Genomic DNA, 14,994 nt, shown 5'->3' with positions numbered 1-14,994 from the left:
ATCATGCAAGGGACGCTTGGGCTATCCTGCGGTAGCCGGCCTGACCGTGGTAGAACCCGTTGCTGAATGGCGTATCCGCACAAACCTGCCGCAACCGGGCTTCGGCCGCTTCGGTCGACATGCTTTGATCCAGCACCGCCCGGTAAACCTCGGCGACGGTGACCATGTCGACGGCCTGCGGCATCAATCGCAGATGGCTCACGCCATCGGCAACCAGTTGGGGCAGTTCCTGCAGCAGGATCAGATACCCTTCGGATTGGGTCTGGATCCCGTTGATGCGCAGGATCGGCTGCTCATCCCTCGTACGCAGCGGCATCCCGTCGGGGTCTTCTTCGCAGACGAATTGGCAATTGTCCTTGGTTCGCCCGTGCGAGCGCGCATGATAGCACCGCGCCGAAACGGCCAGCGACGCCCGCCCAAAGACCTGCACTTCAACCCCGAGGCCCATGTCGCGCGCCATTCGCGCCGCGACGGCGATCGAGGGCGCTGGCAACTCGGTGGGCAGGCAGACATGCGTCGCCCCCTTTGACGCCATCCAGCGGATTGTGGCCTCGTTATAGGCATTCATGAATGGGCCGATGCGATGCGGTCGCGTACCGCGTGCATACAGTCCCGCAGCGTTGTTGATTTCGATCTCGGGCGACTCCATCTCAGACAGGTCTTCGGTGGCCTTGCGCTCTCGCTTCAGCATCACTTCGGCCGAGGAGGACAAAATCACCTTTTTGCCCGTCCGTTCGAGCCGTTCAATGATGGACGGCAGGTCGGCCTCTTGAAAGGGCGCGCGTTTTGAACAGATGACCTCGCCCAGATAGACCTCATCCACCGGAGCTTCGTCGGCAACACGCGCATAGAAATCCCGGCGTTGGTCGGCCGACCAGTGATAGGCGATCGGGCCCAATGTAAGTTTCGTCATCGTTTCACCGCCATTTCTTCGTGGCAAAAGCGCCTTGCGTCTGTTTCTGACCCTCGGTCAGTGCGACGAGGTTCCCGATATCCGCTTCGCGACCCGCCCGGATATCGTCGACAGCGTTTCGAAATGCAGACACCACGGACCGGACATAACTCTTGGACCTTTGCCGCCCTTCGATCTTGAACGCATGCACCCCGGCATCGATCAACTCAGGCAGAAGGCGGGCCAGGTTCAGGCTGATCGGTTCCTCGAACGCATAGTACCCGTCCGGACGATGTGCGACCTGATAGCGGCCTTTGCAAATCGTCGGATAACCGGCCTTCTCATCTGGCCCGAACCGGTCGATGGTAAAGCCAGCCAACCTCGATGACATCGAACCATCGGCATCGCGCACGTACTCCACGTCGGACGCCGGCGAACAGACGCCATCGAGGTTCGTGGACTGCCCGGTCAGATAGTTCGTCAGGCTGCAGCGCCCTTCGACCATCAGACCGTGATTTCCGAAGATGAAGGTTTCGATCTCACAGGGGATTTCTTTTCGGATCTGCCGGATCTCGGGAATGGTCAAAATACGGGGCAGGACCACGCGTTTGACACCGAAATTCTCGCAATAGTAGCGGATCGCCTCGGGTGACGACGCTGCAGCCTGTACCGACAGGTGCAAGCGCATCTGTGGATGGGTTCGGGCGATGTAGTCGGCCACGCCCATATCAGCCACGATGAAGGCATCAACGCCGATCCGCGCACCGGTGTCGGCAGCGTGCCGCCAAAGGTCGACCTTGCCCGCCGGGGGATAAGTGTTGAGTGCCAGAAGGACCTTGGCACCCTTGGCATGGGCATAAGCGACCGCCTCCTCCAATTCCTGCGGCGTGAAATTCAGCCCCGGAAAATTTCGGGCGTTGGTGGCGTCCTGAAAGCCGCAATAGACGGCGTCGGCCCCGGCATCGACCGCTGTGCGCAGGGCAGCGGGAGTTCCGGCGGGGCATATCAATTCGGCGAGGCTCATGAAGCAGTCGCTCCTTCTACTTCTTGGTAATTTCGGCGCAACCGGGACAGGATCGCGCGGCCAGGCGGGCCGAACATGTCCGCAGCCTCTTGAGCGATGGATCCATCCATGTCGTCCAATGCATTGCGCAAACGGACGACGGCCTCGGTATCTCCTGTGATCTCCAAATCGCGCGAGAAAAAGGCCGCGTCGCCGTCCTGTTCCGCATCAACCAGCTCCAACAGCAGCAGGAACCGCCCTCGGATAATTGCTGTTGCGTCAGGCAGCATCGACCGCGGTACGGCACGAAAGCTCAGGTTCTGAGGATCTGGACGCAGATGCAGCGCGAACGGCAGCTCGATCGGGTCGATCAGGAAATCGGCGCTTTGATACGGGCCAAGTCGGGCAAACAGTGCAGGATGTTCCTGCGCGACCCTACGGACCACACGCGCGAGAATGGGCTGAACCGCCAAGCAGGCCAAACGCGAGACGACTGCCTGTCCCGGCGGTCTTGGCCTGTTCGATGTCTGTGTTGGGCTCACCATATGCTGCATGTACTGCCTCATCCGTTTGGCTGTTGTATTTGTGCGGGTTCAACCCGGTGCCGCCGTATTTCGGCCTTGCGCGACGGAGCATCGGCACCATTCGACAACAACGCCCTCAAGGGGCGGCAGGAGTTTGGCGGTTCCACCGGCAAACTGATCGAAGGCGGCGCGATGGGTTTTGCTCACGCCGATCAGGACCGGAGTATCTCGCGCCAAGGCCTCGGCAATGAGGGTGCGAAATCCGCGGCCCTCGGCCTCGCTGAGTCCGAACTTGTTCAGCAGAACAATATCGCAACCGTCATCTCGCAACCGAGCGGTCGCGATGCCGACCACGTCTTCGATCGCACCGGCGTCCATGCGACACGCGCCTGAGCCCGAACCCAGATCCTGCGTGATCCGGATATTGGGGCCATGCGGCAGCAGTCCAAGCGTTGTCTCACAAAACTGGGCGCCAGTATCCGGAATGTTCACACGCAACGCTCCGAGCAAGCACAGACCTTCTTCCTGCAATCGCGCGGCCACTGTCGCCAGCAAATGATCCGTTCCGCCTGCCTCACTTGCGTCGACACCTGCAAGAAGCATGATTGATCCCCTCTACCGTTCGAACCGTGGAAACAGGACCTGGTTTTCAAGCATCATGTGCCGGTCAAGATCCGCCAAAAGGTTCCGCAGCCCATCGTAAAGCCGTCGCCAAGACCCGCAGGCATGTGCGGGCGGTGTCAGGTCATGGGTGATATGCCGGATCAGAGCGATACTCTCGGCGTGGCCATCGTGATCGGCGCGCATAACCCGGATCGGGTTTTCGATCCCTTCCATGCCGCCCATGCGCATGGCGGGAAACAGGACGATCTCCTCTTTTGCCATGTGCGTTTCCATTTCGGCCGCCAGTTCGGCCAGCGCGCGGACCAACCCTCGGGGGGCTTGGGGGTCGTCTCGGTGAACCAAGGCCACGCGTTCAGCAAGATGTTGAAGCTGTTCAAGCTCGGTCCGGTGTGTTTCGTGATACCGTGTGAGGATGTGATCAATCAGAGCGTCTGTCTCAAGATCAGCTTCGTGCATATCGAAGTTCTTCATGGTCCGTGCTTTCAGGGTTCACGACCCGAGCATCCCGAATCGGAATTTGATTTGCGCATTCTGTTTTGCTAATACGCATAGAAAATACCGATTGGAAAACGCGACCATGCGCCTCACCTCATTCACTGACTATGGTCTCCGCATTCTGATGCGGCTGGCTGGCAGCCCGGACCGCCCGTTTTCAACCGGCGAACTTGCGGATGAATTCAAGGTGTCACGCGCCCATCTCGCCAAGGTCATTTCGGCGCTGGCCAATGCCGGATACCTCAAAACGCGGCGGGGCGGTGGCGGCGGGGCCGTCCTGTCTCGCCCGGCATCGGACATCCGCTTGGGCGACGTAGTGCGCACTCTGGAGACTGGGCAACCAATCGTTGAGTGTTTCTCGGCCGATGGCAGTGCGTGCACTCTGACTCCAAGCTGCCTTTTGAAGGATCGACTGAAGCAAGCCGAGCAAGCGTTTTTTGACGACCTGAACCGGGCAACACTGGCTGATTGCATCTATCGTCCACCGTGGGAGATTTCGGCGGCGGAATAGCAGCCGGTCTGCCCCTTCGGACAATTCGCCTGGGTTCTCTCAGAACCAATCAGGCTGCGAACACTGTTACCTTTGTGCTTAGACCGGTCAGATCAGTTGGCCCCAATCTAAGAATAAGAAACGGTGTTCTACCGCACGCCTCTGTAAATTCAGCCAGCTGTATCTCCGGCGGACTTGCCTGATCCTCCGAATGTCAGACCGAAACTCTTGTGCGGAAAAATGCAGGTTGTAGTCTTGGCAGACTGGCCGGAGAGATCCCATTGGAACTGCAGAGACTCCTTGACGACGCCAAGGCGCTGATTACCGAGGCCCAGCTGGATAATGGCTTCTGGCCCTGTGGTGTGCGGGACATGGTTCTGGCCCAGACGCGCCAATCCAAACGCCCGTCATGCTCGGTCGTTGAGCCCATGATCGGGCTGGTGCTTCAGGGCAGCAAGTCGGTGCAGTACGGAACCGAGCATGTCCGCTATGACGCGGGGGACGTTATTGTCGTGGGAAGCGCCCTGCCGATGGTCTCGGGCCTTGTAGATGCCTCGCCCGAACACCCCTACATCGCCCTGTATATCGGCATCGACATGCGCGTATTGCGGGGCGTCTACACCGACATGGGCGGCACCTCGCTGGACGATGCGGGTCCGGCCTTGGAAAGCGGTCAGGCCGACGCGGAAGTCATTGATTCATTTGCACGTCTTTTCCGTTTGCGCCGAGATCCGATAGCCGAGCAAACGCTGGGGACCGCCGCCGTCCGCGAGGTTTATTTCCGGGTTCTGCGCAGCGACAAAGGGCGCGCGCTGCGCCGTATCATCCGCGCGGACAGCAAGGCCAACCAGGTCGCCAAGGCAATCGCGCATATCCGCAAGGAGTACCGCTCGACGATCAAAGCCTCGGACCTTGCCGCGATCTCGGGCATGAGCGCATCGGTCTTCTATGACGCTTTCAAACGTGTCACGGCCAACAGTCCGCTGCAGTTCCAGAAAGACCTACGCCTGACCGAGGCCTTCCAACTGCTTCAGCAGACGGGAACGCCTGTATCGAGTGTTGCACATGCAGTTGGGTATGAAAGCCCGGCCCAATTCAGCCGTGAGTTCGCCAAGAAATTTGGCGTTCCGCCCCGAGAATTGACCCGGGATCACGTGACCTGAGCTGCACGCTTTGCTCTTGGATTTCGGAGAATCGAGCAAGAGTTGAGGAGGAAGCTCTGTGTCCCACCCGAGGCGGACAGGTTAGGTTCATCCATGATGCAACCGGGCGATGTTGCCCCCGAAATCGCAAGGATACCTGATGGCAGTTCCCGACCAAGTTCCTACAAATTCCGGATTTCATGCAAAAAGCACGGCGGCCGAAGTGCTGGCCGATATCGACCTGACCGGAAAGACCGCAATCGTAACCGGTGGCTACAGCGGTATTGGCCTCGAAACCGTCCGCGCCCTTGCCGACAAGGGGGCCGCGGTGATCGTTCCGGTACGCTCGGAAGCCAAAGCGCAAGAGAGCCTGGCGAGCGTGGATGGCAATGTCAGAACCGCACCGATGGACCTGGCGGATCTTGGTTCGGTCCGACGGTTTGCCGAAACGGTATCCAGCGACCTGCAAAACCTGGATCTGCTGATCAACAACGCCGGGATCATGGCGTGCCCCGAGGCCCGTGTTGGACCCGGTTGGGAATCCCAATTCGGTATCTGCCATATGGGCCACTTTGCCCTGACCAAGTTGCTGCTGCCGCTTTTGGAGCAAACGCCGGGCGCGCGGGTCGTTGCTCTTTCCTCGACCGCACACAAGATTTGCGACGTGCATTGGGATGATATCCAGTTCGAAAAGACGGACTACGACAAATGGCAGGCCTATGGGCAAGCAAAGACCGCAAATGCGTTGTTTGCCAACGCCCTGTCCCGCCGTTTGGCAGAGACCGGCGGGTTGGCGTTTTCGGTACATCCCGGTGGGATATTCACCCCTCTGCAACGGCACCTGCCGAAGGAAGAGATGATCGCGCTGGGCTGGCTGAACGAGGATGGCGAACCGTCCGAATTGGCCAAGGAGGGTTTCAAGACGCCAGAACAGGGCGCGTCAACAACGGTTTGGGCTGCGACTTCACCAATGCTGGTTGGCAAACCCGGGGTTTATTGCGAGGACGCTGACATTGCTGCCCCGACCGACCCCAACAGCCCGACGGCCCGATATTTTGGGGTCAACGCACATGCCTGCGATGACGCATCAGCCGAAAAGCTGTGGGACATAAGCGAACGGTTACTGCAAAACGCCTGATAGCCACGCAATCCGGTCGGGATGATCCCGGCCGGACTGCGCTTTTCAGGGATTAAGACAGCGCCAGGGTTTCAGACCACAATTTCGCCCCCTAGCCCTCTGCGCTGCGGGTCTTGGCTTGGGCTGTAACCCAACGGTTCAGGCCAGAGCCTGCTCGGGCGCTGGATCGGCGATCAACAGTTCGACATCTGACACGCCCAGCGCCACGGCCAACTGGCTTGGCGGGACCGTGTCGACGATCAACGTGTCCAAATCCGACAGTTCACACACTTTGTGCAACTGCTTCTGATTGAACTTCTGGGCATCCAGCAGAAGATGGCGTTCTGCAGAACGGCCCAGCATCGCGCGTTTGACGGCGGCGATATCACCGATCGGCTCGCTGGGGCCATCATCGGACAATCCCGACGCGCCGATCATGCAGCGATCGACGTAGAACCGGCCCAGAAACTCCAGCGTTTCGTAACCAACGACGGCAGCCTCGGCGGCAAGATAAGCACCGGGGCAAACAATCACCTCGGCCGCGCTGCCGCCCAGTGTCACGGCCACCGGAATAGAATTCGTGATGACAGTGCAACGTATGTCGCGATATGCCAATGAGCGCGCCAGTTGAGCGGTTGTCGAGCCCGAGTCGATCATGACCGTCTCACCTTCACGCACAAGGCCAGCGGCGGCGTTTCCGATCCGCTCGCGTTCGGCAACCCGGGCCGCATTGCGCTCGTCCAGGCTGAGATAATGCCCTTGCACCGGCGCCGACGCGCCACCGTGCGCACGCGCAATCAGGCCGTCTTCGGCCAGCGCGTCAAAATCCCTGCGGACGGTCTCGGTGGATACGTCGAAACTGCGGGCCAGATCACTGATGCGCACATGCGGGCGCAGCTTGAGTTCAAGCAGGATACGTTGGCGACGATCGGACTTTTTCAGCCGATCCCGCCCTTTCTTGCTGTGTTTCTGACGAGTTTTGGCCTTTGACATCCTATTGCCCCGGCTAGACGACATTCAATTTCTGTGGCGTTTACCTCATTTTTGCAAATATTTTGTTGCATTGCCCTCAAACTGGTGATGAAAATCGTCGGACTCACCCCATTGTGGAAGGCAGAATGTTGGCCATGCAACGGCGCAGCGCAAACAAGGTATTGAACGCATGATCGTGCTGGCCACCCATCTGGCGGCCGGCGTCGCCCTGCTTTTGTGGTCTGTCCGGTTGATCCGGACCGGAGTGGAACGAGCGTTCCTGCCCGAGTTGAAACGCGGCCTGAAAATCCTTTCTGAAAACCGAATCTCCGCTGCATTGGGTGGCGGTATGGCAGCGATGCTTATGCAAAGCTCGACTGCAGTTGCATTGATCGGAGCCGGATTCGCGGTATCGGGCATGCTGGCCCCACCCTCGGCCCTTGCGCTGCTGCTGGGGGCAGAGGTGGGATCCGCCCTGATGGCAAAGGTGCTGACCCTGCCCGTCCAGGCGGTGATGCCATTCGCATTGCTGGTCGGCGTCGTGGTGTTTTTGAAAGCCGGTCGACGGCGGACGAAACAAATCGGGCGCATCACCATCGGTTTTGCCCTGGTGCTGTTGTCGCTTGGAATGATCCGCGAAGCCACAGTGCCAATCGGGGCCAGCCCAATCGTTCAAAGCATTGCGGCATATTTTCAAAGCGACTTGATCAGCGCCTATGTGGTCGGCGCAATTCTGGCGTGGCTCATGCATTCTAGCCTTGCCGCGGTGCTGACCTTTGCCACATTCGCGGCGTCAGCACTGGTTGGCGGCACGGTGGCCGCCGCACTGGTCATCGGTGCCAATCTCGGTGGCGCCGTGATCTCATTCGCCCTGCTCTGGTCGCAGGAGCGCCCGGCCAAGTTGGTCGTCCTGGCCAACCTGGTGGCTCGGGCCTGTGTCACTTTGGTGGCGCTGGCCCTGCTGCTGACCGGCGTACTGAACATATCCGCGTTTGGCACAGCGCCCGGTCAACAGGTGGTGATGCTGCACATTGCGATGAATGTCGCCCTTCTGGTCGTAGCGCTGCCGTTCACCAACCTGCTGATCCGGTTTGCCGACACGTTCGTTCCCCGCCATTCAAGCGTCACCGCCGACAACGTGACCGCATTGGACCCCAGCGCACTGGACCACGTGCCTCTGGCGCTGGCCTGCGCACAGCGCGAACTGCTGCGCATGGCTGAAACGGTTCAGGCGATGCTGGTGCCAACCATTCACCTGTTCCGGAACTGGGACCCCGAACTTGCCCGCACCATCGAACTGCGGGAAAACGATGTCGACCGCATGCATTTTGACATCAAGATCTACGTCTCGCGACTGCGGGAAGGCGATCTGACACCTCAGCAGGAGAAAAAGACACTCGAGCTGGTGTCGATGGCCAACAATCTTGAAGAGGCCGCCGACCGGATCGCGGTCAACCTTGTGGCGCTGGCGAAAAAAATGGCTGACGAGGGCATTACCTTTTCCAAGGAAGGTCTGACCGACATTGAACAATTCCACGATCAGATCACAACGAACGGCCAGTTGGCTCTGAGCATTCTGACCACCGGCGACGCTGAGGCGGCCCGCCAATTGGTGGCCGAAAAGGATCGCATCCGGATCGAAGAACAATACCTGCAGGAGCGACACCTGAAGCGCCTGCAAAGTCGGGGTCCGGCCAGCATCGAGACAACCAATATCCACCAGGAGACGCTGCGCCTATTGAAGCAAATCAACGCGGCGCTGGCCTTTGTGGCCTACCCGATCGCCGAAGAGACGGGCGATCTTCTGGAAAGCCGCCTGGCCAAACCGCGCATAATCTCGGACGCACCTTAGTCACGGCGCTCTTCGGATCGTACGTCAAGAGACCGGCGGCGAAAGCTCCCGCCCTTCCGTGAGTACAGGGTTTTCTGGCTTCCTGAACCCGGCAGAATTGACAGTCGGCCCCACTCGCATGCTATCGTCATATCAGAATGTTATGACATAAAACTGTTTCTTTGAATTCGAAGCTGTTGAATTGGGAGGTTCTCATGCTGCGACCCTACGTCTGTTCAATGCTGCTGACACTCGGCCCGGCAGGCGTTCTCGCCGACGCTGTGCCGACCAAGGAAGCCGCAGAGGGAACCTTTGCCGAGCGTCCGTTCTCGCCCTATGCCAACCGGACATTCCCGGAGCGCCCTCTTTGGGGGGACACGCACCTGCACACCGGGTTGTCACTGGACGCCGGAACGTTCGGGAACACGCTGCTGCCGGATGACGCCTGGCGATTTGCCAAAGGCCAACAAGTCATCTCGTCGACCGGACAGCCGGTTCGGCTTGCGCGCCCACTGGATTGGATGGTTCTCACGGATCACACCGACCTGATGGGGTTTGCCCCGGACCTGCAGGCCGGAAAGCCGGGGGTCTTGGCACATCCCAAGGGTCTGGAATGGTACGAAGGATACTCTGCGGGCGGAGACGAAGCTGCCAAAGCGGCGTTCGACATCATTTCCAATTTCTCGCAGATGACCCTTCCGGAAGACCTGCTTGAATCATACAGCCCCGGAGCGGACGCCTTTGCGTTTACCTGGGAACATATCGTGATGGCCGCAGAACGGCATAACGACCCTGGCAATTTCACAGCGTTCATCGGTTTCGAATGGACCTCGGTGCCCAAGGGATTCAACCTGCATAGAAACGTCATGCTGCGCGATGGCCCGATCCGTGCGTTGCAGATGGTGCCGCCGGTCACGCAGCCGCCCTATGGGAACACGGATCCGAAGGCACTTTACGAGTGGCTCGAGGAGTACCAGGCCAAGACCGGAGGCCGTGCCGTTGCTTTCGCGCATAACGGCAATCTGTCGAACGGCTGGATGTTCCCGACCGAAGACACCTATCACGGCGGCAAGGTGGATGAGGAATACGTACAGAACCGCGCCAAGTGGGAACCGCATTACGAGGTCACCCAGATCAAGGGTGACGGCGAAGCCCATCCCTATCTCAGCCCCGACGACCCATTTGCGGACTATGAAAACTGGGATGTCGGGAACCTCGATATCTCCGAGCTGAAAACCGATGACATGCTGGCCGGCGAATACGCGCGCGAGGCGCTGAAGCGCGGGCTGATGCTTGAAGAGAAATTTGGCGTGAACCCCTACAAGTTCGGGATGGGCGGCGCGACGGACAGCCATACGTCGCTGGCAACGGCCGAGGAAGACAACTATTTCGGCAAATCCGTAAGCGCCGAGCCGTCGGCCACACGCGTTCTGCACCCGTTTGTCGAAAGCGATCTGGGCGCCTTTGAGGGGCATACGCTGGTCGCATCGGGCTATACCGCAGTCTGGGCGTCCGAGAATACGCGCTCGGCCATTTTCGACGCGTTCAAGCGACGCGAGACATACGCCACGACCGGGCCTCGCATCGGGCTTCGTTTCTTCGGCGGATGGGATTTCGATGAGTCCGACCTGCTTACGCGTCTGGTGGCCGATGTGGGATACACCAAAGGCGTGCCGATGGGCGGTGACCTGCGTCCGCCCGAGGGTGAAGGCGCACCGACTTTCCTGATCGGCGCGCTGCGCGACCCCGTCGGTGCGAATCTTGATCGAGTTCAGGTCGTCAAGGGCTGGTTGGATGCAGACGGCGCGCTTCAGGAAAAGGTCTACAACGTAGCCTGGTCCGACGATCGTGCGCTGGATGCCAATGGCAACCTTCCCGAAGTTGGCAATACCGTCGATCTGGATACCGCCAGCTGGAGCAACTCGATCGGCGCATCGGAATTGGTGACCGTTTGGACGGATCCCGACTTCGATCCCAACGCGCGGGCATTCTACTACGTGCGGGTTCTGGAAATCCCGACCCCGCGCTGGGTGCTGTACGACAAGCTTCGTTTTGGAATCGATCTGCCGGCCGAGGCCCAGCTGGTCCATCAGGAACGGGCGTATTCGTCACCAATCTGGTACACGCCTGCCAGCGAATGAACCAAAACCGAAACCGGGGGCGCGGGATCGCGCCCTTGGGCCGGGGTCGTTGCAGCAACATCTTCACCCCAAATTGAAATCGGCGATTTGACATGACGGGCCGTTGGGATCAACGATCGGGTATCGAATTGCCAGCAGGTCAGATTTTTCATGCGCTTTTACAAAGAACCGCTGTTCCATTTCATTCTGATCGGGGTGGCCATTTTCGGCTGGTTCTATCTTGTATCCGACGAGACCGAGCCCCCAGTAGAAGCCGAAACGATCACAATTGACAGCGACGACATCGCGCTTTTGAGAACACGGTTCGAAGCCAGCTGGAAACGCCAACCCACCGACGCCGAGTTGCAGGCGCTGGTCGATTCTTGGACCCGCGAAGAAATCCTTGTGCGCGAGGCCCGAAAGCTTGGATTGGACCGTGGTGATCAGGTGATCCGGGCCCGCCTTGCCCGAAAAATGGAGTTTCTGACCACCGCAATTGCATCCTCGGTCGCCCCCGAGGAGGCTGTTCTACAAGAGCATCTGGCCCAGAACGCAGACCGCTTCACGACCCCTACACTGATCGCGTTTGATCAGATCTATCTGGGTGAAACCCCAGACCCGGACGTCGTCGACGATACTCTGCAGGCGCTGAACGGTGGCGCGGATTGGTCCAGCCTTGGCGTTTCGTCCTTGCTGGCGCGGTCGATGCCACTGACAGCCGCGGGTGCAATCGACACAACCTTTGGTCGCGGGTTTGCGTCACAGCTTGACGGGAGCGAGCCGATGATTTGGATCGGTCCGATCAACTCGGGATACGGGCAACATCTTGTCCGCGTGACCGAAGCAAAGCCCGGTTATCTTCCGCCGCTCGCCGAGATCTACGACTCCGTTCTGAACGATTGGCGCAGGGCGACGGCTCAGGACCTGGCGCAGGCTCAATACGAAAGCCTCGCCGCCCAGTACCGTGTCGAGACACCCGAATCCACAGAGGGCGGCTCGTGAAAACGGTCTTCTTTGTTCTGCTGAGTTTCTGGCTGGGCATGGTTCCGCAATTCGGCCGAGCACACGCGCTTGACCCCGGCTATCTGGACCTGAACGAACTGGCGCCGGGCACCTGGAGAATCCTTTGGCGTATTCCCGACGTGAACGGACAACCCATGGAGATCGATGCGGTTCTGCCCGACCATTGCGCGCCGGCAAATGGCCCGGAGCCAACAGCGGAAAACCAGGCTTGGGTGTCTTCTTGGATTGCAGAATGTGATGCCGAAATCGCGGGCCATGTTGTGGCCATAGACGGGTTGGAGCGCCAGCAGAACGATGTCTTGCTGCGCGTTCGACCGCTGAACACTGAACCAGTGACGCTCAGATTTACGCCTGATGAGGCCGAATTGATGGTTCCGGCGGAGCCTACGATCTGGTCGGTTTTCAGCAGCTACTTTCTGCTTGGGTTCGAACACATTTTGGGCGGCTGGGACCACCTGTTGTTCGTTTTTGCGCTTTTTGTTCTGGTGCGGAACCCATGGCGGTTGGTCGGTGCGATAACCGCGTTCACAGTCGCGCATTCGCTGACGCTGGCGATGGCGACGCTTGGGTTTCTCAACGTGCCCGCCGGCCCCGTTGAAGCCGTTATTGCCTTGTCCATCGTATTCCTTGCTCTGGAAATCCTGAGGCACAAAGAGGGCGAGCTGCGGTTATCCGAGCAATACCCGTGGATCGTCTGCTTCAGTTTCGGCCTGCTGCATGGGCTTGGCTTTGCCGGTGCTCTGGCTGAAATCGGCCTGCCTTCGCAAGAGATCCCTGCAGCGCTGCTGGCTTTCAACATCGGCGTCGAGGCCGGTCAGCTTGCCTTTATCGCAGTGCTCGCGCTTCTGATTGCGATGTGGCGCCTTATCGCGCCACGGAACGCCGGTTGGGTGACCCACTTGGCCACCCCCGTAACAGGCTATGCCATCGGCTGCATATCGCTCTATTGGCTGATCGAGCGGGTCAACGGGTTCTGAGCGCCCAAGCGGTCAATTCACAGATCTTTGCATTCTGGCACGGCGGTCAGAACCGATCCGTCCTTGAGATGTTGCAACAGATTGTCGACCGTCAGATCACCCATCGCGGCACGCGTTTCGACAGTAGCACTGCCCGCATGCGGCAACAGAACCACGTTTGGCAACTCGCGCAACGCTTGTGGAACGCGAGGTTCATCCTCAAAAACATCCAGCCCTGCCCAGCCAAGCGCACCGCTTTGCAGCGCTTCAATCAAAGCTGCCTCGTCAACGACGGACCCGCGGCTGACATTGATCAGCGTGCCCCTGCCCCCCAACGCCCGCATCACCTCGGCGTTGACCAGCTTGTTGGTCGACGGCCCGCCCGGTGTTATGCAAATCAGCACATCCACGTGGTTTGCCATATCGACCAGATTGTCGAAATATCGGTATGGCACATCCTTGGGACTGCGGGTGTGATAAGAGATTTCGGGCGACCACGGCGCCAGTTTGTCGGCAATCGCCTGGCCGATACGGCCAAGCCCCAGAATTCCAACCTTTTGATTGTCGGCTGATCGGGTCAAAGGGGCATTGCCTTCTGTCTCCCACCGTCCCGATCGGACGTATTCATGGTCGCGAACAAGCTCTCGGTAGCAGGCCAGCATCAGCAGAACGGCGGTGGTTGCGACCTCGTTGTTGAGCACATTCGGTGTGTGTGTGACGACAACTCCGCGGGCTGCAGCAGCCGTTGCATCGACCGCATCATATCCAACCCCATAGACGCTGATCATCTTCAGGTTTGTCAGTTGGGCCATCAGGTCGGGCGGCACGCCGTCATGTCCGTTCGTGACCACATGGGTGATGCGCGCGGCATCAAAATCGTCCAGCCGGCGAATATCAAATGCGGCGGACAGCCGATCTTTCATCCGGTCGGTAATCCCGCCGATCTGCAACAGCTCAGTCATCCTGACTGACCTTCTGCCGCTGCAAACCCAGCCCGTCGATCCTCAGTTCCATCACGTCGCCCTTCTTCAAATAGACCGGATCGGGCTTGATCCCCATGCCGACCCCGGGCGGTGTGCCAGTCGAAATCACGTCACCGGGATGAAGGGTGAACAACTGGCTCAGATGCTCGATGATCTCGGCAACGGTAAAGATCATGGTGGCCGTGTTTCCGGTCTGCATCCGCTGGCCGTTCACATCCAGGGACATGCCCAGCGCCTGAGGATCGGGAACCTCATCGCGGGTGACCAGCCACGGACCGGTCGGACCGAACGTGTCGCAGGACTTGCCCTTGGTCCATTGTCCGGTCAGTTGCGTCTGGAAATGCCGCTCGGACACGTCATTGACGATGCAATAACCGGCGACAAAGTCCAAAGCATCCGCCTTGGAGACGTATTTCGCCGTTTTGCCGATCACCACACCCAACTCGCATTCCCAATCGGTATGGGTGGACCCGCGCGGCATCACAACGTCATCATAAGGCCCCACGATGGCGGAATTTGCCTTGAAGAACAGGATCGGATGCTTGGGAATATCCGCGCCCGTTTCGGCAGCATGGTCCGAGTAGTTCAGTCCGATGCACAGAAATTTTCCGATCTTGCCCACGCAAGCTCCGATCCGCGGATCCCCTTCAACAATCGGCAGGCTTTCGGGATCAATTGCGCGCAGCCTGTCCAGCTCGGCGTCGCCCAGCGTTTCACCGGTGATATCGGTGACATGGGCGGACAAATCCCGCAATTGACCCGCAGAGTCGACCAACGCAGGCTTTTCCGACCCTGCGGCTCCGTAGCGAACAAGTTTCATTT

15 protein-coding genes are annotated in these 14,994 nt (G+C 59.3%); 7 read left to right on the top strand and 8 right to left on the bottom strand.

Annotated elements, in window-relative coordinates; translation table 11 throughout:
• Position 1: 1 nt before the first annotated feature.
• The 5 genes from K3752_RS06305 to K3752_RS06285 all read right to left on the bottom strand — a co-directional run bounded on the left by K3752_RS06305 (position 2) and on the right by K3752_RS06285 (position 3,514).
• Positions 2–913: a U32 family peptidase gene (locus K3752_RS06305; protein ID WP_260065640.1), complete on the bottom strand. Its 912-nt coding sequence runs from the start codon at positions 911–913 to the stop codon at positions 2–4.
• A gap of 4 nt (positions 914–917) precedes the next feature.
• Positions 918–1,916 (bottom strand): peptidase U32 family protein, encoded by a 999-nt coding sequence (locus K3752_RS06300; RefSeq protein ID WP_170357486.1) that lies wholly within the window; start codon positions 1,914–1,916, stop codon positions 918–920.
• Entirely contained in the window at positions 1,913–2,341 is a 429-nt protein-coding gene (locus tag K3752_RS06295; RefSeq protein ID WP_260065637.1) for an SCP2 domain-containing protein, read from the bottom strand. Before K3752_RS06295 ends, K3752_RS06300 begins: the two co-directional genes overlap by 4 nt.
• 147 nt (positions 2,342–2,488) lie before the next feature.
• A complete protein-coding gene (locus K3752_RS06290; RefSeq protein WP_170437135.1) occupies positions 2,489–3,022 on the bottom strand; it encodes a DUF2478 domain-containing protein in 534 nt (177 codons plus the stop codon).
• A 12-nt stretch (positions 3,023–3,034) separates the two neighbouring features.
• Complete coding sequence (locus tag K3752_RS06285; protein ID WP_260065634.1) at positions 3,035–3,514, bottom strand: hemerythrin domain-containing protein; 480 nt, start codon at positions 3,512–3,514, stop codon at positions 3,035–3,037.
• A 106-nt stretch (positions 3,515–3,620) separates the two neighbouring features.
• Here K3752_RS06285 and K3752_RS06280 point away from each other — a divergent pair, with 106 nt between their 5' ends.
• The 3 genes from K3752_RS06280 to K3752_RS06270 all read left to right on the top strand — a co-directional run bounded on the left by K3752_RS06280 (position 3,621) and on the right by K3752_RS06270 (position 6,308).
• Positions 3,621–4,049, top strand: a complete 429-nt coding sequence (locus K3752_RS06280) for an Rrf2 family transcriptional regulator (protein ID WP_170339775.1) — start codon at positions 3,621–3,623, stop codon at positions 4,047–4,049.
• A 260-nt stretch (positions 4,050–4,309) separates the two neighbouring features.
• A complete protein-coding gene (locus K3752_RS06275) occupies positions 4,310–5,191 on the top strand; it encodes an AraC family transcriptional regulator (protein ID WP_260065630.1) in 882 nt (293 codons plus the stop codon).
• Between the two features lie 139 nt (positions 5,192–5,330).
• Entirely contained in the window at positions 5,331–6,308 is a 978-nt protein-coding gene (locus tag K3752_RS06270; RefSeq protein WP_260065628.1) for an oxidoreductase, read from the top strand.
• A 138-nt stretch (positions 6,309–6,446) separates the two neighbouring features.
• Here K3752_RS06270 and K3752_RS06265 read toward each other — a convergent pair whose 3' ends face one another.
• Positions 6,447–7,280: a DeoR/GlpR family DNA-binding transcription regulator gene (locus K3752_RS06265; RefSeq protein WP_260065625.1), complete on the bottom strand. Its 834-nt coding sequence runs from the start codon at positions 7,278–7,280 to the stop codon at positions 6,447–6,449.
• A 169-nt stretch (positions 7,281–7,449) separates the two neighbouring features.
• On the opposite strand from K3752_RS06265, the gene K3752_RS06260 reads away from it, so the two are divergent.
• The 4 genes from K3752_RS06260 (at position 7,450) to K3752_RS06245 (ending at position 13,210) form a co-directional block, all read left to right on the top strand.
• The gene (locus tag K3752_RS06260; protein WP_260065623.1) at positions 7,450–9,111 is read left to right on the top strand and encodes a Na/Pi cotransporter family protein; all 1,662 of its coding nucleotides are present in this window, start codon (positions 7,450–7,452) and stop codon (positions 9,109–9,111) included.
• A gap of 194 nt (positions 9,112–9,305) precedes the next feature.
• Positions 9,306–11,231, top strand: a complete 1,926-nt coding sequence (locus tag K3752_RS06255; protein ID WP_260065621.1) for a DUF3604 domain-containing protein — start codon at positions 9,306–9,308, stop codon at positions 11,229–11,231.
• Positions 11,232–11,381: 150 nt separating this feature from the next.
• Complete coding sequence (locus K3752_RS06250; RefSeq protein WP_260065620.1) at positions 11,382–12,212, top strand: peptidylprolyl isomerase; 831 nt, start codon at positions 11,382–11,384, stop codon at positions 12,210–12,212.
• Positions 12,209–13,210: a HupE/UreJ family protein gene (locus K3752_RS06245; RefSeq protein ID WP_260065618.1), complete on the top strand. Its 1,002-nt coding sequence runs from the start codon at positions 12,209–12,211 to the stop codon at positions 13,208–13,210. The genes K3752_RS06250 and K3752_RS06245 overlap by 4 nt, the downstream gene beginning before the upstream one ends.
• A gap of 17 nt (positions 13,211–13,227) precedes the next feature.
• Here the strand turns inward: K3752_RS06245 and K3752_RS06240 are convergent, their stop codons facing one another.
• Positions 13,228–14,151 carry a 2-hydroxyacid dehydrogenase gene (locus K3752_RS06240; RefSeq protein ID WP_170442320.1) on the bottom strand — a complete coding sequence of 308 codons (924 nt, stop codon included), beginning with the start codon at positions 14,149–14,151 and terminating at the stop codon, positions 13,228–13,230.
• Positions 14,144–14,992, bottom strand: coding sequence for a fumarylacetoacetate hydrolase family protein (locus K3752_RS06235; RefSeq protein ID WP_260065615.1), 849 nt, complete (start codon positions 14,990–14,992; stop codon positions 14,144–14,146). The genes K3752_RS06240 and K3752_RS06235 overlap by 8 nt, the downstream gene beginning before the upstream one ends.
• Between the last annotated feature and the right edge of the window lie 2 nt (positions 14,993–14,994).

It is taken from the genome of Ruegeria sp. B32 (assembly GCF_025141855.1).
Classification (GTDB): domain Bacteria; phylum Pseudomonadota; class Alphaproteobacteria; order Rhodobacterales; family Rhodobacteraceae; genus Ruegeria; species Ruegeria arenilitoris.
The sequence above is the reverse complement of the archived record's forward strand: the minus strand, read 5'-3'. Positions and strand labels throughout refer to the sequence as shown.

What these genes read in the sequence shown, in the direction of transcription:
- K3752_RS06305 (WP_260065640.1), bottom strand. Translation starts at nt 913, where the DNA reads ATGACGAAACTTACATTGGGCCCGATCGCCTATCACTGGTCGGCCGAC.
- K3752_RS06300 (WP_170357486.1), bottom strand. Translation starts at nt 1,916, where the DNA reads ATGAGCCTCGCCGAATTGATATGCCCCGCCGGAACTCCCGCTGCCCTG.
- K3752_RS06290 (WP_170437135.1), bottom strand. Translation starts at nt 3,022, where the DNA reads ATGCTTCTTGCAGGTGTCGACGCAAGTGAGGCAGGCGGAACGGATCAT.
- K3752_RS06285 (WP_260065634.1), bottom strand. Translation starts at nt 3,514, where the DNA reads ATGAAGAACTTCGATATGCACGAAGCTGATCTTGAGACAGACGCTCTG.
- K3752_RS06280 (WP_170339775.1), top strand. Translation starts at nt 3,621, where the DNA reads ATGCGCCTCACCTCATTCACTGACTATGGTCTCCGCATTCTGATGCGG.
- K3752_RS06270 (WP_260065628.1), top strand. Translation starts at nt 5,331, where the DNA reads ATGGCAGTTCCCGACCAAGTTCCTACAAATTCCGGATTTCATGCAAAA.
- K3752_RS06265 (WP_260065625.1), bottom strand. Translation starts at nt 7,280, where the DNA reads ATGTCAAAGGCCAAAACTCGTCAGAAACACAGCAAGAAAGGGCGGGAT.
- K3752_RS06260 (WP_260065623.1), top strand. Translation starts at nt 7,450, where the DNA reads ATGATCGTGCTGGCCACCCATCTGGCGGCCGGCGTCGCCCTGCTTTTG.
- K3752_RS06255 (WP_260065621.1), top strand. Translation starts at nt 9,306, where the DNA reads ATGCTGCGACCCTACGTCTGTTCAATGCTGCTGACACTCGGCCCGGCA.
- K3752_RS06250 (WP_260065620.1), top strand. Translation starts at nt 11,382, where the DNA reads ATGCGCTTTTACAAAGAACCGCTGTTCCATTTCATTCTGATCGGGGTG.
- K3752_RS06240 (WP_170442320.1), bottom strand. Translation starts at nt 14,151, where the DNA reads ATGACTGAGCTGTTGCAGATCGGCGGGATTACCGACCGGATGAAAGAT.
- K3752_RS06235 (WP_260065615.1), bottom strand. Translation starts at nt 14,992, where the DNA reads ATGAAACTTGTTCGCTACGGAGCCGCAGGGTCGGAAAAGCCTGCGTTG.